This window comes from Maribellus sp. YY47, from assembly GCF_023111095.1.
Classification (GTDB): Bacteria; Bacteroidota; Bacteroidia; order Bacteroidales; family Prolixibacteraceae; genus Draconibacterium.
In genome coordinates this window covers 92,159-110,876 of record NZ_JALGYW010000018.1, presented here as the reverse complement: position 1 = coordinate 110,876, position 18,718 = coordinate 92,159, and the positions used below count along the sequence as shown (strand labels likewise).

Sequence of the window (18,718 nt, the reverse complement as noted above, 5' to 3'; positions counted from 1 at the left end):
TCTCAGTGACAACTTGCAATTTAAAGGACATCGAATAGTCCTTCTGTGTACGCTTAACGTACTGTGAATGATTGATTTCTTTCATAACGCTACTTTTTGTGTAACGCTATTTCAGGACGAGACAATTTAAATAATAAAAAAGCCGGGAATTTTTATCCCGGTTTTTTTTCTATAAAACAGTGTTTAAGTTACATGAACCAATCTTAATCTTTCAAACAGTCACTTCAACTAAAAAAAGACTATTCCTCTCCCTTCTTCGCTTCTTCCCAAATTTCGTCCATTTCAGCGAGGCTCATATCATGAAGGCTTTTCCCTTGTAACAGCGTTTTACTTTCGAGGTAATTAAAGCGTCTGATAAATTTGAGATTTGTGCGTTCCAATGCCGCTTCGGGATCGATTCCATACAAACGGGCGGCGTTTACCATCGCAAAAAACAGATCGCCAAATTCGGCTTCCATTTTATCTTCATCCACCTTATCAATCTCATGACTTAGTTCGTTCACCTCTTCCCTTACTTTATCCCAAACCTGCTCGCGGTATTCCCAATCGAAACCCACTCCGCTGGCCTTTTCCTGAATACGATTCGCTTTTACCAGCGCCGGCATCGCAGTCGGCACACCTTCCAGTACCCGTTTATTTCCGCCTTTTTCTTTTAGTTTCAAGGCTTCCCAGTTTTCCTCTACTTTCCGGGCTGAACCATCCACATCGACTTCACCAAAAACATGCGGATGGCGATAAACCAACTTTTTGTTGATTCCCTCCAACACATCTCCCATGTCGAAAGCACCTTTTTCAGCACCTATTTTCGCATAAAAAACAATGTGCAGCATTAAATCGCCCAGCTCTTTTTTTATTTCCTGAAGATCGTTTTTCAGAATGGCATCCCCCAGCTCGTAAGTCTCTTCAATCGTTAATTTTCGCAGCGACTCCAGCGTTTGCTTTCTGTCCCACGGACATTTTTCGCGGAGCTCGTCCATTATAGCCAGTAATTCTTTAAAAGCCTCTATTTTTTTGTTCATGATTTACCCTTTAATAATCCCAAACTTAACTCATACAACCGATCGGGAATAATGTAATCGGTCAAAGTTATTTAAAAATAAAAACCAATGGGCTTCAGATCGTACTAAAACCAAGCCGATGAATTTTTCTCCAAAGTTATCCTTGTATCCTTTACTCTGTACAATTATAAACAGACCAATTTATTTTGTAATTTTGGGCTCATTCAAAAACAATAGACGAAGCACTTGGATAAACAAATATTACTGGAAGGAATTGACCCGCTGGAATTTTTCGGGATCAATAATGCAAAGATCGAACTGATAAAAAAACTCTTTCCCAAGATTAACATTGTTGCCCGCGGAAATACCTTGTTTGTTCAGGGCGAACCCAAAGAGATAAAAGCGTTTGAAAAGAAATTTGCACTCATTCTTGATCATTATTTTCAATACAACATTCTTACCGAAGAAATCATTATCGAGCTAATGCAAAGCGGCGTTTCTCCGATGGAAGAAAACGGCGGAGGCGAGCCCGACATCATTGTTTTTGGGAACAATGGGAAACCGGTTCGAGCGCGTACTCCTAACCAACGCAGGTTAACGGAAGAATCGGCTAAAAACGATCTGATTTTTGCCATCGGCCCAGCCGGAACGGGAAAAACATACACTGCGATTGCGCTGGCTGTAAAAGCACTCAAGAATAAAGAAATCCGAAAAATAATACTTAGCCGCCCGGCAGTAGAGGCCGGCGAAAACCTCGGATTCCTGCCCGGCGATTTAAAAGATAAGATTGATCCTTACTTACAGCCGCTTTACGATGCATTACAGGACATGATTCCGCTTAAAAAGCTGGAAGAATTTATGAAAGACGGCACCATTCAGATTGCGCCACTGGCTTTTATGCGTGGCCGCACCTTGAGTAACGCTTATGTTATTTTGGATGAAGCACAGAATACCACGATCAACCAGCTGAAAATGTTCCTCACCCGCATGGGATTAAATGCAAAATTTATTATCACGGGCGATGTCACCCAGATTGACCTGCCGCGAAAAAGTCATTCAGGCTTGATCCAGGCACTAAAAATTCTGAAACACATTGAAGGCATTTCAACCGTATATTTCGATAAAAAAGACATTGTGCGTCACCGTTTGGTGCGTGATATTGTAGATGCCTACGACCGACACCAGGAAGAAAGAGAAATGGCGAAGGAAAGGGCTGAGGCTGAAGCAGGCGAAAAAAAAACGAATAATTAGCAGTTTAGTACCGGTAATCAAAACTTTAAACTTTTGCGAGCTAAATTTGTATAAAAGAAAGCCCCAAAACCAAGACTGATAAATTTAAAGTTCATTCATAATTAAAAATAATACAATGAGTAACGCATTAACAAAAACCGAGTTTAACTTTCCGGGTCAGAAAAGCTATTACAAAGGAAAAGTACGCGACGTATACAACATCAACGACGATTACCTGGTAATGGTGGTTTCCGACCGTATTTCTGCATTCGATGTGGTGCTTCCCAAAGGGATTCCTTACAAAGGACAGGTACTGAACCAGATTGCTTCGAAATTTTTGGATGCGACCTCAGATATCGTTCCCAACTGGAAAATCGCAACTCCCGACCCCAACGTAACCGTAGGTCATTTTTGTGAAACGTTCCCGGTTGAAATGATTGTTCGTGGTTATTTAACCGGAAGTTCGTGGAGATTGTATAAAAACGGTGGCCGTGAAATTTGTGGTGTGGCGCTTCCCGAAGGATTGAAAGAACATCAGGCATTTCCAGAGCCGCTGTTAACACCAACCACCAAGGCAGAACAGGGTTTGCACGACGAAAACATCTCGCGTGAGGAAATCATCAGGCAAGGCCTGGTTTCGGAAGAAGATTACCTGGAACTGGAACGCATATCACTCGAATTGTTTAAGCGTGGCAGCGAAATGGCCAAAGAAATGGGACTGATACTGGTGGATACCAAATACGAGTTTGGGAAAAAAGACGGTCAGATCTACCTGATCGACGAGATCCACACACCCGATTCGTCGCGTTATTTTTATGCCGATGGCTACCAGGAACGCTTCGATAAAGGTGAAAACCAAAAGCAGCTCTCAAAAGAATTTGTTCGCGAATGGTTGATGGAAAATAATTTCCAGGGCCGCACCGGAGACGTTCTTCCTGAAATACCGGATGACTTTGTTAACCAGGTGTCGGAACGATACATTGAGCTGTACGAAAGTATCACAGGCGAGAAATTCGTTAAATCTGATACTTCCAAAATTGAAGATCGAATTGAAACAGCGATTAACGATTTTCTAAAGAAATAAAAACACAAGTATAAGTCATTGTGTCACCAAAAGTGGCGCAATGACTTTCAATATTGAAATACAATGAAACGACTCTTTTTAATTTGCTCCCTGGTTTTATTTACCACTGCTCTGTTTGCACAGGATGAATTCACGTTGGCAAAACAAGGCGAAAAAGCACCCGATTTCACCTATGAAGCAGCGCCGGGAAAAAGCGTAAAACTTTCGGACTTAAAAGGGAAAGTCGTCTGGATCAACTTTTTTGCCACCTGGTGCCCTCCTTGTCGGCAAGAACTTCCGCGCCTTCAAAAAGAGGTTTTCGACAAATACAAAGACAACAATGACTTTGTACTGATCATTCTTGGCCGGGAGCATTCCTGGGACGAGCTCAATAAATTCAAGGCAGACCAGAAATTTACGATGCCTTTTTCTCCCGATCCCGGACGAAAAATATTCTCCGTTTACGCCCGGCAAAATATTCCACGGAATTTTATTGTCGACAAGAATGGGAATATCGCCTACTCTTCCATTGGTTTCAACGAAGAAGATTTTGCAAAAATAAAATCCACCGTTTCCGGACTGTTAGCGGAATAAGAGCAAAGAAAAACCTTCGACACACAACTGTTCTTTTTTACCTGATGAGGATTGACGTTTAAACGCTGCTTCAAACTGTAGTGAATTAGTTTAACGTGAAAAGTACAACTTGCATCCTTTTTTGTTTTGGAACGTAAAAATTCACGTTTACAGGTATAACAATTTTTTAATGAGTAAACAGTTTGTTTACATACTGCTCATTAGCCTCATGCTTTTCTTTTCATTTTTAGGCGGAACCTGTGTTTTCCAGGTAGCAGAAGCCCGTAATTCGGAATGTGCACGCGAAATGCTGGAACACAAAAACTGGGTAGTGCCCACTTTTAACGGCGAATTGCGCACCGACAAGCCGGCATTGGAATACTTTGGAATGATGACTTCTTATCTTATCGGTGGAATAAACGAGACCAGTGCCCGTTTTTTTTCAGCCTTTTGTGGCTTGCTTTTGGTTCTGTTCACCTTTTGGTTTGTAAAACGAAATTTCAACGCGCAGGCAGCCTGGTGGTCTTCCATCGTTTTACTTTCATCGTTGCATCTGGTCCTGCAATTCCGGCTTGCAACACCCGATCCCTACCTGATTCTTTGCCATACGCTATCCATTTATTTTTTCTACGAGGGATGGAAAACCGGTCGTTGGAAATGGTATGCAGGCATGTATATTTTCTTCGGACTTGGTATTCTAGCTAAAGGTCCTGTTGGCCTGCTCTTACCTGCTCTGTCCATTTTTGGATTCCTGCTTGCCACCAAATCATTTACGATCTCAACGCTTGGGAAACTAAAGCCCTGGAGGGGAATTGCGTTGATACTTCTTTTTAGCCTGCCCTGGTATGTAGCGGTTCATATAAAAACGGGTGGCGAATGGACGAACGGATTCTTTCTGGAGCACAACATCCAACGATTTAATACCCCAATTGGTAAACACGGAGGATCCTTTTTGCTCCCTTTCTTTTTTATGATCGGAGGAATGCTTCCCTTTTCGGTATTTGTTATCCGCGCCATCAAAAGTGCATGGAAAAACATAAGGAACGAAAACGTCAACTTACTTGCGACAATTTCAATTTTAACCGTAGTGGTGTTTTATTCCGTTGCTAGCACGAAACTGATCAATTATATCGCTCCGGCTTATCCTTTTTTGGCCATAGTGATTGGAACTTACCTCTCGAAATTGCTAAACAGCGAAAGTGTAAAAGCCAATATAAAACCCGAGCTGTACGTGATATTTCTACTGGGCCTCGCTATTCCGGCAGGAGCCTATTTTTTTATAAAAAACACTCCTCCTTTCGAAACTAAAAGTTGGATCGCCTTATTTTTTCTTACTTTCCCCATCGGTATGTTTCTTTCGTTACGTTTTTACCGAACATCGCTTTTCAAATGCCTTACCACCCTATTTCTAACCTTTGCTATCTCCACATTTATATTCTTTGCCGGACCATTTCAAATTGTTGATAATCAGTCGCCGATTGAGAAATACAAGGCTTACATTCAATCTCATACCCATACCATAGCCTATAAAAGCTTCGATCCGGCATTTGCTTTTTATGCACATGATCAGATCCCGGTTTTTACCGACAAAGAAAAGCTAAAAGCCTACCTGCAGCACAACTCAGATGTTTTGGTACTGAGTAGAGCAAAAAATCTCAATTACATGGACAGTATTCCCGGCCTGGTTCCCATGGCTATTGGCCACGATTTATTCAGCACACGTTCGTCGGGATTTTACCACAGCAAATAATTCGGTTAAAATAATTGCTTCCAAATGAAGCACTTTCATAAAGATTACCACATTAACAGAAGCCGTCAACCATAAAGTCAACTCAAGTTTCCAACAAATACACCCCTTTTGAATTGTCTTCCGGAAAATACATCGGGGACACCTATCAAAACAAAATAATAAATAGGTTAAAACAGTCATTTTACAATAAACATATGTCGAAATAAAACGAAATATTATGTATATTGTAAGAGACAAACTCATTCTATCATTTCACTCAACAACTAAAAATGAAAAAAACGCTGTTTAAATTATTCGCATTAGCGTTGGTATTGACGTTGGCGAATGCATGTAACGACGCATTGGTAACCGATGACGTTGATGAAAGTATCGAACTAAAATCAGCGAGCAGTGCTCAAAAAAGCTACATCGTTGTTTTACAGGACTCTGACCTTGAATCTGAATTAGCGACATTAAAAGGCTATGAGAAGAAGCAGGTTGCGGTAAAATCAGCTTCTGAAAAAATCCTGAAAAGAGCTGGCATCTCTGATTCCGAAATCACTTTTACCTACGGAACAGCCGTAAAAGGATTTGCTGTTAAAATGGCTCCCGGACAAATGAAAAAGCTAGAGAATGATCCTTCGGTAAAATACATCGATGAAGATCAGGTGATCACACTTGTTCAACCGGATATAAAAATTAAAACTAAACCCGCTCCTGTACCAACGGCACAAACAACACCCTGGGGGATCGCGCGTGTTAATGGCGGCATAACCTATACCGGAAGTAACAAAATATGGATCATAGATACAGGTATCGATCTTGATCACCCTGATCTGAATGTTGACCTGGTGAACGGGTGGAATTTCGTTGCCGGAACTCAGGTTGCTGACGACGATAACGGGCACGGATCGCACTGTGCGGGAATTGCAGCAGCCAAAGATAACAGTGAGGGTGTTATTGGAGTGGCTGCCGGAGCTACAGTTGTTCCGGTGAAAGTACTCAACAAAAGAGGATCGGGTTCTTATTCCGCCATTATTGCAGGTGTTGACTGGGTGGCTGATCATGCAGCTGTTGGCGATGTTGCCAACATGAGTCTTGGTGGAGGTTATGATGCGACCTTGAATTCGGCGGTGGAAACAGCTGCCAGCCTTAAAATAAATTTCTCACTTGCTGCTGGTAACGAAAGTACTGATGCCAATACTAAATCGCCGGCAAGTGCCAATGGAACATACATTTATACTATTTCGGCCAGTGATATTAATGACAACTGGGCATATTTCTCCAATTACGGAAATCCTCCCGTCGATTTCTGCGAGCCTGGTTACAGCATTTACTCCACTTACAAAGGTGGTAGTTACACAACTATGAGCGGAACATCGATGGCCGCACCGCATGCGGCTGGATTGTTATTGCTTGGAAGCATAAATAACGGAGGAACTGTCAATGGTGATCCGGATGGAAATCCGGATATAATTGGAGTTCATTAGAAAAACTTCGTATAAAGCATAAACCCGGAAGAAATTTCTTTCGGGTTTCTTTTTGCCTAGAATTTTGAACGTAATAAAAGTACCAATAACCAGAAATATTCAAATAAAAGACATTCTTATCCTCTGAATTTAAACAAAATACGCTCCAACCTGTTTGAAAGAAAAACAGAGCTAATTCGCAACATATAACAAACCTGATTACGTAAGCATTTTTAGAACAAAGCAAACTCTATCTATTAATTTCAAACTAACAAAAATGAAAAAACAGCTGTTTAAATTATTTGCCTTCCTACTGGTGTTGGCATTGGCAAATGCATGTAGCGATTCTTTAGTAACTGACGACAGCGAAAATTTGGAACTCAAATCTGCCGGTAGTGCAAAGAAAAGTTACATTGTAGTTTTACAGGACGCAGATGTTGACCTTGAACTTTCAAAAGTAAAAGGGTACGAGAAAAAACAGGTTGCCATGAAATCGGCGACCGACAGGATATTAAAACGTGCCGGAATAACAGATTCAGAAGTAAGCCATGTCTACGGTAACGCATTAAAAGGTTTCTCTGTTATGATTCCTCCGGGACAGTTAAAAAAGCTCGAAGCTGATCCTTCAGTAAAATACATTGAAGAAGATCAGGTTGCTGTACTCATTCACCCTACCAAAGGTAAACCTGGCGGAGGAGGCGGAGGTACCACCGGTCAGTCTACGCCCTGGGGAATTACACGTGTTGGCGGCGCAGGTAACGGAACCGGAAAAACAGCCTGGATCATCGATTCAGGAATTGATCAGGATCACCCCGATTTAAACGTCGACACCAATAGAAGTGCCAGCTTTCTCAGTGGAAATGAAGCAACCAATCCGGATGACCAGAATGGGCACGGCACACACGTTGCCGGAACCATAGCAGCTGTCAATAACAACATAGGTGTTATTGGGGTGGCAGCAGGTGCAACCGTGGTGGCAGTTCGGGTTTTAGATCGCCGGGGAAGCGGAAGCTATTCCGGAGTAATTGCCGGTGTTGATTACGTAGGCGCCAACAGTCAGCAGGGTGATGTTGCCAACATGAGTTTGGGAGGCCCCGTTTCTGCGGCTTTGGATCAGGCAGTTGTAAATGCAGCTCAATCCTCGGGAGTAAAATTTGCATTGGCAGCCGGTAACGACGGCGACGACGCCAACAATCATTCTCCGGCGCGCGCCAACGGGAACAATGTATATACCATTTCTGCGATGAACAGTTCCGATGTTATGCCCTCCTGGTCGAATTGGGGAAATCCGCCTGTTGATTACTGCTCACCTGGAGTAAGCATTCAATCAACCTGGAAAGATGGTGGATACAACACCATCAGCGGAACTTCAATGGCTACACCGCATGCTGCGGGTGTTCTTTTATTGGGCACAGCTCATACCGACGGCACTGTTAGTGGAGATCCTGACGGAAATCCGGATCCAATTATCCACAGATAATAACTTTTCGAAATAGAGAAGCCCGGATTCAAGTCCGGGTTTTTTATTGCTCTTTACTCAACAGTATCTCCGCAATCTTGTGTAATTCCTTGCCTACCTTTGCCCGCGTATCATTGGTGATCACTGCCACAACCATTTTCTCTTCCGGATAAATGATCAGGTTACTGCAACCGCCGACTGAGCCACCACCATGCCCGTAATAAGGTCTGCCATATTCATCAATACCTGAGAAAAAACCCATGCCGTATTCGGTTTTCTCTCCGTTTTTCAGTTTTTGAGGTGTGACAAGTTGTTGCTTCACTTCTTCCGAAAAAAGTGTATTCTGAAGCATCGCATTTCCAAATCTCACCAGATCTTCCGAAGTGGAAATAAAACCGCCACCAGCCCACTTGTAGCTGTTATCGACATAAGGCGCATTTATTACTTTTCCTTGCGCCATATCGTAATAACCGGCACGAAACAGGATCAAAGAATCCATATGTTCTGCTACTGTTTCGGTCATATTTAACGGATCGAAAACGCGTGTTTTCATAAAATGGAGAAAATCATCGCCGGAAGCGCCTTCAATCACCGCACTCAAAAGGTTAAAACCATAACTCGAATAACGATAAGCGGTTCCTGGCTCGAAAAGCAACGTATCATTCATAAAAATCTCCAGGCCATCGTTGACGGTTGGATAATATTTCGACGACAGAAACTCATCTCCGTTGTAATGTCTGATTCCTGCCTGATGACCAGCCACCTGCCGCGTGGTAATTTCATATTTCTTTTCGGGGAAATGAGGAGCATATTTTTGTACCGGAGCATCCAGATCGATTTTCCCTTCTTCAATTAAAATACCCAGAGCAGCAGCTGTAAGTGCTTTGGAAATACTGCCAATCCGGAACTTTGTTTTGCCGGGATATACAGGAACCTGTTGCTCGTAATTCCCGAGCCCGAAACCTTCTGAAAAAATGGTTTTACCGTCAATCGATACAGTGGCCGTCCACCCTACCGATTCGCTTTCCAATCGCAACTGTTCTATATGCTTTTCAAGCTCAGCAATTTTTGGGTCGGGTCGGGTACACCCCACATTAAAAACGAGTACAAGGAGTAGCAGATAACCAAGGTTTTTCATGACATATATTTTTATTTAATACATTCTTTGTCAGTGTATTTCTAAAGGTACAACAAAAACAAACAAGCAAAACAAATCTTCATTTTAAGAATAAAACCTCTTTTTTGCTCTTTTTATTAAAATACGTACTTTTGCGCGCAGTTTTAAAACGATTTTCACGATGCATTTATACAACCGTATCAACAAGGAAGAGCTGAAACAACGTCTGGCTGAAGAAACTTTTCAGCGTAAAACCATTTCGCTTTACCGTTATTTTATTTTAGATGATCCGCAAGCTTTTCGCGACGAGTTATTCCGCGACTGGTTCACACTCGATTGTTTTGGCCGTATTTACATCGCCCGCGAGGGAATAAATGCACAGATGAGCGTTCCGGAACACAATTGGGAGGCTTTTCTGGAAACGCTGAAGAAGTATGAAATTTTCCGTGAAATTCCGATAAAATATGCGATTGAAGACGACGGAAAATCGTTTTACAAACTCACCATTAAAGTGCGTCCCAAACTGGTGGCCGATGGTTTGGATGACAATGCGTACGATGTAACCAATGTTGGGACACATTTAAGCGGAGTTGATTTTCACAACTACATTGGTCAGGAAAATACGGTTGTGGTAGATATGCGTAATTACTACGAAAGTGAAATCGGGCATTTTGAAGGCGCGATTTGTCCCGAAGCCGACACCTTCCGCGAAGAGTTGGAAATTGTTACCGATTTACTGGAAGACCAGAAGGACAAAAAAATCCTGCTTTATTGTACGGGGGGAATCCGCTGCGAAAAAGCCAGTGCCTACCTAAAACATCAGGGATTTAGCGATGTAAATCAGCTTCACGGAGGAATTCTGGAATATGCCCGTCAGGTAAAAGCCGCCGGACTCGAATCGAAATTTCTGGGTAAAAACTTTGTGTTCGACGAACGTTTGGGCGAAAGTGTAAACGGCCAGATCATCTCGCGCTGTCATCAGTGTGGAGCAACTTGCGATACCCATACCAACTGTGCCAACGATGGTTGCCACATCCTGTTTATTCAATGTCCTGAATGTGCTGTAAAATACCACGGCTGTTGTACGCCTGAATGTGCTCATGAAAAAGAAAACGGAACCGGACGCTCGGCGAAAGACCGCATTGTTTTTGGCAATAGCCGGAAATACCGAAAAAGTCTATCCCTTATTCGTACCGAACAGTTAAAAGTGGCCGAATAATATTTTATTCCACATTAATTGAAAGCTGCCGCTCCGGCTTATTTCCTATTTTTGCAACGCAATGAATAATTTCTGGAAAGATTTAAAAGGTCCCGTATTTTCGCTGGCTCCCATGGAGGATGTCACCGATACTGTTTTTCGCGAAATCGTAATGGGAATGGCTGCCCCGGGTAAACTCCATGTGGTTTTTACCGAGTTTACTTCTGTGGAAGGAATGAACCATCCGGTAGGCCGCGAGCGCGTTTCAGAACGTTTGATTGTGAACGACTCGGAGCGGGAACTGCTAAAGAAACTCAACATTAAACTGGTGGCTCAGATCTGGGGGCGCGATCCGGAAATTTATCACAACATCGCCAAATACATCTCTGAAAACTACGATTTCGACGGCATCGATATCAACATGGGCTGCCCGGTAAAAAAGGTATTTAAAATTGGAGCCTGCAGTGCTTTAATTGGCGAACCGGAACGAGCCAAAGAAATTATACTGGCGACCAAAGAAGGCACATCGCTTCCTGTTAGTGTAAAAACACGAACCGGAATAAAGGGACACATTACCGAAAACTGGATTGCCAATTTGCTGGAGGTTGACCCCGCTGCCATTATTTTGCACGGGCGCACGCAGCGCATGCAATCGGAAGGCGAAGCCAGCTGGGAAGAAATTGCCAAAGCTGTTCAGCTTAAAAACAGTCTGAAACCAGGTATTCCTTTTCATGGCAACGGCGATGTTTTTTCTTACGAACAAGGTTTGGAGCGCATCCGTGAAACCGGAGTGGACGGCGTAATGGTCGGACGCGGAATTTTTCAGAATCCGTGGTTCTTCAACCCCGAAAAGGCTGAGATTTCGATGGAAGAGCGGATTGGGAAACTGCTCGAACACACCCGTTTGTTTGAATCGACCTGGAGCCCCGATAAAAACTTCAATATCCTGAAGCGTTTCTACAAAATCTATCTCAACAGTTTCCCGGGTGCAGCTAAAATGCGGGCTGATTTAATGGAAGTTAAAGGCTACGACGAGGTATATTCCTATTTTAGAACATAAAATTTCATCTTTTTTATTCGACAAAAGGTGCTGTTTCTGGTATAATCTATCCGTAAGTTCAATCTGCAAAATGTCTCACTCGTCAGGTATTCGCCGTTATGGCGGGTAAACTTTCTGCTTTTTTCGTTCTCCGGATTGAAATTACCTGCATTTCATTTCCTTCAGATTATCGCAAATAAACATGTAAAACACTCATTTTCTGTGGGTAATAAAATACCGACAGTTGGGGCAGATCGGTTTTTGCTTTCTTCCTAACAGGTTGTGACTGCAGGCATAGATCATCATTTGCAAACGGTTAATATTCCCGAGTTTTCCCCTGATATTTTTTAAATGCGTACGAACAGTCGATACACTGATATTTAATGCGCTGGCTACCTCACTATTGGTGTCTTCCTCAACCCACGAACTTAGTATCTCTTTCTCCCGCTCGGTTAATTTGCAAGCATTTTCACTCGTCTCCTGACAACTAAAAAAATTATCTACTGCTTTGGGGCACAGGTATTTTCCAGAACTATTTATCTCCTGAATCGCCAATATAATTTTTTCGGCCGAACAGGTTTTAATAACATAACCATTAATGTAAGGCATTATTTTCGCCATGAGTTGCTGGGAAATTAATTCAGATATGATCAGAATTTTTAAACCGGGAAATTGCGTATTCACCTTTAACATGTAGTCCAGATATTTAGCCGACCACAACATAAATTCAAAAATAACCAAATCAGGGTTTAGTTCCAGAATCGACCTGGCCGGATTACTATCGTTATTTACCTCACCAATTACCTGAAGATGTTTATGATGAGCGAGGTACGATTTAAGACAGTCTGCAACTAGTTTTTGATCGAAAGAGAGTAATATTTTTGTTGTATCGTTTAATTGCATGGACCGACACTCTATCAACAAGTTACAAAAAAAACAGATAACTACCTCTTAAGTGTATAATTATATCATCCTTTTGTTGAGGCTTTTAGCTTTTTTTATTACTCCCTAAGTAAAAATGTTTACTCCTTTCTGGCTAAATAGCCAGCGAAAATCAACAAGATCAGGATTGTTTGATATTCCCTATTTATCTAACTTTTTGTTTCAATATCAAGTTTGGGTTAAAACCAGATTTTTCATGTATTAACCTAAATTTTCAAGTTATGAAAACAATTATCCGTTATTCACGCTATGTACTAATTTTGCTTTTTTTTAGCGGTTTCGTTAGCTGCGAACGCTATGGAGGGGACAATATTCTCCCTCTTGCTGATGACGACTCTGACCGTCCGGAATGGGCCGGTGGAGAAACCGATTTGAACCAACACATTAAAGGGAATGATGAATCGGGAACTACCCGCGGAGGCGACTACGGCGATTTATATGTTCTGCTGAGGGATCCAGATGGAGTTCCCACAATGACCTCAATAGATGTTGACCTGGATGGAATAATTCAGGAAGATGAATACTTTGTTCAGCCCATTGATGCACTAACAGGCGATGTTATTGAACTGGATCAATATGGAGAGATTCCGGCAACAGCAACTCCAATTGAAGTAGACTTTGGACGTTTGAATATTGTCCGTTCGCCTCAGCCGGTTCTAGACCAGGCTTTTGAAGAAGCAATGAAAGTAATTGAAGCCGGCGATGATTTCACCCTTGATTTCTGTGGCCGGTTGTCGATTTGGAATTATGATCTTGTTGTCACCGACTCACTTGTATTGACCAAAACCATCGATTCTCCGCGGGAAAATATGGCCATCTACCAATATCTGATGAATTACATGTACGAAGAAACCGTTGATAATAGCTACGCTAACCGATTAGGTTTTCTCGCGCAATATGAAATTGATCCGTTACTGCTCGCTGCAGGCTGTTTTTCAGCGGGTTCTGATAAAACAGGAACGGTTGATATTGACGAAGTGGTTTATATTAATGGATTTCTTGATTGTTGTGGTTTAAATCCCATTTTAAACGAACACGATTACGATTTTAACAACGAAGAAAACTATTATTTCAATTTCAGCGAACCCAGAAAAGGAGATGGGCAATTTCAATATAACCGCGGAATTTATAAGGACCGTTACATTCAGTTTCTGGTGTGGGATAATGTTTATTATCCGCTCAATGAAGAGGGCATTTCTGAGGGACCTGTATTTTCAATCTTCGATATCTTTGAAGGAAATGTTGATTTTAAAGGCATTGGAAGTCAACCTCAGTTTACATACAGATGGGATCAATTTAGTCATGAGAGAGTACAAGGTTTTGCGATAGCAGTTGATGACGCGGTACAAGTGTTAGACTTTGTACATGGTGATTCAAACATTTTGTTTTTACCAAATTATGAACCTGAGCCATAGAGGCCTTAAATCGGTCAAAAGGCTTTTGTCCTTCAAAATTATCCGATTTGATGTTTTGAGTAAAACCAACTGTCAGTTTTGACAGTTGGTTCTATTAATTCCGGCAGCATGATTAAACATTTTTTAACCGGGCTTCACATAAAAGGATGCTTCTTTATCCTTCTTATCATTTTTATTTCATGCTATTCGAATGCACAACCCTCCAAAATAAGAGCTGAATCCAATCAACTGAAATTGAATCAGTTTTCACAACAGCGAAGTGCCCGATGGAATGCACAAAAAAAGGTTGCTGATTCTGTGGCGCACCAATTGGACATCCCGATTTTTTATGTGGAAGAAAATGACCGGGTAATTGTTCTTCAACGGCTGGAGAACAACAATAAACCGGTGTACTATGCCACCAATAACTTAAGTGTTGCAAACACGCTGACTGTCGATCAGGTTTGGTCTGATGCCAACGAATTTCCTCCACTTTCAGGTGATGAAATAGAAATCAACCTTTGGGATGGAGGACGCATTTTATCTACTCACCAGGAATTCCAGAGCCAGGAGGGATCGCGTATTACCATGCGCGATTTGGATTTGCCTGTTTCCAATCATTCTACACACATTTCAGGCACCATGATTGCTTCCGGAGTAAAATACGAAGCCAGGGGGATGGCAGGGAAAGCCATCATTAAAGGATGGGATTTAAATAACGACATTGCTGAAATGGCCAGTGCTGCAGCTGATGGCATATCAATCTCAAACCATTCGTACGGACCATTATGCGGTTGGTATTACAATACACAAATTGAAAGTTGGTATTGGTATGGGGACCCGGAGATTTCGGCAACCGAAGATTATAAATTTGGTTTTTACAGCGATGTTAGTGCCGATATCGATTACATAGCCGGGAATGCGCCCTATTACCTGATAGTAAAATCGGCCGGGAACGATAGAAACGACGGGCCCGCAACAATTGTATCGCATTATGTGTGGGACGATAAGTGGGTGCTGGTTAATGCTGAACGAGATCAGGATGGCGGAACCGATGGCTTTGATTGCTTGTCGCCGCTAGCAGTAGCAAAAAATATACTAACCATAGGAGCTGTTGATGACGCAGCAAATATGACCATTTTTAGTGCGTTTGGTCCTACTGATGACGGCCGCATTAAACCTGACCTCGTTTCTGACGGCAGCAATGTTTATTCTTCCATATCAAGCACCGACACAAGCTATACAACATACAGCGGAACTTCAATGTCTGCGGCAGCAGCAACCGGGGCAATTGCCCTACTCCTCCAACTACAGAATATGCTTCAACCCGGAGTCAAGCTGTTGTCCTCAACATATAAAAGCATTTTAATGCATACCGCAATCGATTTAGGTAACACGGGGCCTGATTTTAGTTTTGGCTGGGGGTTAATAAATATTAAGGCTGCAGCTGACCTTATCTATGCTAATTCAAACAGTCAGGGGGAAAATATATACGAGCAAGTTTTACATGAGGGAGAAACCGTAACAATACCGGTAAAAACGGCAAACGATGCACCATTCCTGAAAGCTACACTTTGCTGGACAGATCCTGCCGGACAGCCCGCCTCACCTGCCCTCAATCAACGCACAAGTAAATTGGTAAACGACCTTAACCTACAGGTTGAAAATCCAAACACCGGTCAGACGATTCTTCCATGGGTTCTCAATGTTGAAAATCCGGGAGAACCGGCAACAAGTGGAACAAATCACGTTGATAATGTAGAACAGGTTTATTTTGCAAATACCGGTTCAACCGATTTCAATATTAAAGTTTCACATTCAGGTACACTTTCCGGGGGCTCACAATCATTCAGTTTGGTAATAACCGGAATTGAAACACAATCCGAACTCTACCCTCCCCGAAGCTTAACTTATTCCATTGGAGAATCCAGCATTTCTCTACACTGGGATAGCCCCTTTTCAGGAGCTCCTGAAAAATATAATATTTACAGAAATGGTTCATTCCTGGCCACTAGCAATACCACAGATTATACTGATGCTTCAGTTAGTTTTGATAATAAATATTCCTATTACGTTACAGCGGTTTATACGGTTAATGAACAAGAAACGGAAAGCCTTGGCACCAATGAAATAGTGGTTTTCCCCCGAACAGTTCGTCCGCTGCCTTATATCATCGATTTCGAAACCAGCCCGGACGAAGCACTGATAAAAAATGACATCTCCGGATGGCAATGGGGAGATAGCGAATCGCTCAATTGTTATTACCTCGATTTCTCCGACAATCTATCCAAATTTATTGCAGCTGACTCCTATTCTGCCGGAGAGGCTGTGCATGTTTCTGATATTGCTTCAACCGATCCTTTACTGCTTGCGAATTACTCAAATGTTACACTTTCGTTCGACTACCTATTAAAAACAGGAATTTATGATGCCATCGACGAACTGCATGTGGTTTATAAATTACAGGAAGAAACAGCCTGGCACGAACTTATGGATTTGGAAAGTGCCTACGAATGGGTACACCAATCGATCGAATTACCCGTTGAAATTTGTAAAAACGGCACCCAACTGGGCTTTTATTACGACGACCTTTATCAATGGGGAATGGGCGCCGGACTGGATAACATCTATGTTTCGGGCGAAGAAGAAATACGCAACGTCGACCTGACTATTACCGCTTTAAATGCTCCGGTTTCGGGCTGTTCCTTATCAGATAATGAAAGCATCTCAATTTCCATCAAAAACGTCGGTTCACAAGCTGCTTTGGCCGGTGACAGCATAAGAATTCATCTGAATTGTTCTTCAAATGAAAGCCTTGATGAACTACTGGTGCTTTCCACTTCACTTTCGACTGGTGAGGTTCTGGATTATGAATTCAACGCACATTTGGATTTAAGTAATGAACAGCTTTATACATTTGAATTTCAAATGACTTGCACACACGATAACAACACTGCCAACAATTTATTTGAAAAAACCATTGAGGTATTTGGTTACCCTCAGCCAACGATAATTACGCCTCAGCTTTCTTTTTGCGAAGACAGCGATCCAGTCCTGATCGAAGCTGTTCCCGAGGGCGGAGTTCTTTCCGGAACCGGTGTTTCGGGAGCTTATTTCTACCCAGCTGTCGCCGGAACGGGAATTCATCTTTTAAGCTATACCCTAACCGACGAAAATGACTGCACCGGAGAAACCACGGTCAGTATTGTTGTAAATTCCATTCCTCAACCCGAATTTCTGAATACTGAACTTTCTTTTTGCGAAGACAGCGATCCGGTTCTCATCGAAGCAATTCCCGAGGGCGGAGTACTTTCCGGAACCGGTGTTTCAGGAACTTATTTCTACCCAGCTGTCGCCGGAACGGGACTTCATCTTTTAACTTATACTGTAACCGATGTCAACGGCTGCACCGGAGAAACGACAGTCAGTATTGTGGTAAATTCCATTCCTCAACCCGAAATTCTGAATACTGAACTTTCTTTTTGTGAAGACAGCGATCCGGTCCTTATCGAAGCTGTTCCCGAGGGCGGAGTTCTTTCCGGAACCGGTGTTTCAGAACTTTACTTCGATCCTTCAGTCGCCGGAACGGGAATTCATACCTTAACTTACTCCGTAACTGACGAAAATGGCTGCACCGCAGAAACCACGGTCAGTATTGTTGTAAATTCCATTCCTCAACCCGAAATTCTGAATACTGAGCTTTCTTTTTGTGAAGACAGCGATCCGGTTCTTATCGAAGCTGTTCCCGAGGGCGGAGTTCTTTCCGGAACCGGTGTTTCAGGACTTTACTTCGATCCTTCAGTCGCCGGAACGGGAATTCATACCTTAACTTACTCCGTAACTGACGAAAATGGCTGCATTGGAGAAACCACGGTCAGTATTGTTGTAAATTCCATTCCTCAACCCGAAATTCTGAATACAGAGCTTTCCTTTTGCGAGGATAGCGATCCGGTCCTGATCGAAGCTGTTCCCGAGGGCGGAGTTCTTTCCGGAACCGGTGTTTCGGGAGCTTATTTCTACCCAGCTGTCGCCGGAACGGGAACTCATCTTTTAACTTATACTGTAACCGATACCAACGGCTGCACCGGAGAAACGACAGTCAGTATTGTGGTAAATTCCATTCCTCAACCCGAAATCCTCAATACTGAACTCTCTTTTTGTGAAGACAGCGATCCGGTCCTCATCGAAGCAATTCCCGAAGGAGGGATACTTTCAGGAACTGGTGTTTCAGGAACTTATTTTTACCCTGCTGTCGCCGGAACGGGAATTCATACCTTAACTTACTCCGTAACTGACGAAAATGGCTGCACCGGAGAAACCACGGCCAATGTTGTTGTAAATTCCATTCCTCAACCCGAAATTCTGAATACTGAACTTTCTTTTTGTGAAGACAGCGATCCGGTCCTCATCGAAGCAATTCCCGAAGGAGGGATACTTTCAGGAACTGGTGTTTCAGGAACTTATTTTTACCCTGCTGTCGCCGGAACGGGAATTCATACCTTAACTT

General features: G+C 42.6%; 13 protein-coding genes. 10 read left to right on the top strand and 3 right to left on the bottom strand.

Translation table 11 applies throughout. The annotated features are described in order from the left end of the window. Nucleotides 1–239: 239 nt before the first annotated feature. Complete coding sequence (gene mazG, locus MR764_RS15280) at nucleotides 240–1,019, bottom strand: nucleoside triphosphate pyrophosphohydrolase (protein ID WP_247980310.1); 780 nt, start codon at nucleotides 1,017–1,019, stop codon at nucleotides 240–242. Between the two features lie 225 nt (nucleotides 1,020–1,244). Between mazG and MR764_RS15275 the strand changes: the two genes are divergently transcribed. The 6 genes from MR764_RS15275 to MR764_RS15250 all read left to right on the top strand — a co-directional run bounded on the left by MR764_RS15275 (nucleotide 1,245) and on the right by MR764_RS15250 (nucleotide 8,542). Continuing rightward, nucleotides 1,245–2,249: a PhoH family protein gene (locus MR764_RS15275; RefSeq protein WP_247980309.1), complete on the top strand. Its 1,005-nt coding sequence runs from the start codon at nucleotides 1,245–1,247 to the stop codon at nucleotides 2,247–2,249. A 115-nt stretch (nucleotides 2,250–2,364) separates the two neighbouring features. After that, nucleotides 2,365–3,312: a phosphoribosylaminoimidazolesuccinocarboxamide synthase gene (locus MR764_RS15270; protein ID WP_247980308.1), complete on the top strand. Its 948-nt coding sequence runs from the start codon at nucleotides 2,365–2,367 to the stop codon at nucleotides 3,310–3,312. A 63-nt stretch (nucleotides 3,313–3,375) separates the two neighbouring features. After that, nucleotides 3,376–3,885: a TlpA disulfide reductase family protein gene (locus tag MR764_RS15265; protein WP_247980307.1), complete on the top strand. Its 510-nt coding sequence runs from the start codon at nucleotides 3,376–3,378 to the stop codon at nucleotides 3,883–3,885. 169 nt (nucleotides 3,886–4,054) lie between these two features. Continuing rightward, nucleotides 4,055–5,614: a glycosyltransferase family 39 protein gene (locus MR764_RS15260; RefSeq protein ID WP_247980306.1), complete on the top strand. Its 1,560-nt coding sequence runs from the start codon at nucleotides 4,055–4,057 to the stop codon at nucleotides 5,612–5,614. A gap of 269 nt (nucleotides 5,615–5,883) precedes the next feature. After that, a complete protein-coding gene (locus MR764_RS15255; protein WP_247980305.1) occupies nucleotides 5,884–7,083 on the top strand; it encodes a S8 family serine peptidase in 1,200 nt (399 codons plus the stop codon). A 256-nt stretch (nucleotides 7,084–7,339) separates the two neighbouring features. Continuing rightward, the gene (locus tag MR764_RS15250; protein WP_247980304.1) at nucleotides 7,340–8,542 is read left to right on the top strand and encodes a S8 family serine peptidase; all 1,203 of its coding nucleotides are present in this window, start codon (nucleotides 7,340–7,342) and stop codon (nucleotides 8,540–8,542) included. A 43-nt stretch (nucleotides 8,543–8,585) separates the two neighbouring features. Here the strand turns inward: MR764_RS15250 and MR764_RS15245 are convergent, their stop codons facing one another. Beyond that, nucleotides 8,586–9,659 carry a serine hydrolase domain-containing protein gene (locus tag MR764_RS15245; protein ID WP_247980303.1) on the bottom strand — a complete coding sequence of 358 codons (1,074 nt, stop codon included), beginning with the start codon at nucleotides 9,657–9,659 and terminating at the stop codon, nucleotides 8,586–8,588. 160 nt (nucleotides 9,660–9,819) lie between these two features. Between MR764_RS15245 and MR764_RS15240 the strand changes: the two genes are divergently transcribed. Together MR764_RS15240 and MR764_RS15235 are read left to right on the top strand one after the other, a co-directional pair. After that, nucleotides 9,820–10,857, top strand: coding sequence for a rhodanese-related sulfurtransferase (locus MR764_RS15240; protein ID WP_247980302.1), 1,038 nt, complete (start codon nucleotides 9,820–9,822; stop codon nucleotides 10,855–10,857). A gap of 61 nt (nucleotides 10,858–10,918) precedes the next feature. Beyond that, nucleotides 10,919–11,896 carry a tRNA-dihydrouridine synthase gene (locus MR764_RS15235; protein WP_247980301.1) on the top strand — a complete coding sequence of 326 codons (978 nt, stop codon included), beginning with the start codon at nucleotides 10,919–10,921 and terminating at the stop codon, nucleotides 11,894–11,896. A gap of 192 nt (nucleotides 11,897–12,088) precedes the next feature. On the opposite strand, the gene MR764_RS15230 is transcribed toward MR764_RS15235, so the two are convergent. After that, nucleotides 12,089–12,778 carry a response regulator transcription factor gene (locus tag MR764_RS15230; RefSeq protein WP_247980300.1) on the bottom strand — a complete coding sequence of 230 codons (690 nt, stop codon included), beginning with the start codon at nucleotides 12,776–12,778 and terminating at the stop codon, nucleotides 12,089–12,091. A 260-nt stretch (nucleotides 12,779–13,038) separates the two neighbouring features. Here MR764_RS15230 and MR764_RS15225 point away from each other — a divergent pair, with 260 nt between their 5' ends. Continuing rightward, nucleotides 13,039–14,232, top strand: coding sequence for a hypothetical protein (locus MR764_RS15225; protein WP_247980299.1), 1,194 nt, complete (start codon nucleotides 13,039–13,041; stop codon nucleotides 14,230–14,232). 108 nt (nucleotides 14,233–14,340) lie between these two features. Further along, a partial coding sequence (locus tag MR764_RS15220) for a S8 family serine peptidase (RefSeq protein ID WP_247980298.1) occupies nucleotides 14,341–18,718 on the top strand: 4,378 nt, incomplete at its 3' end.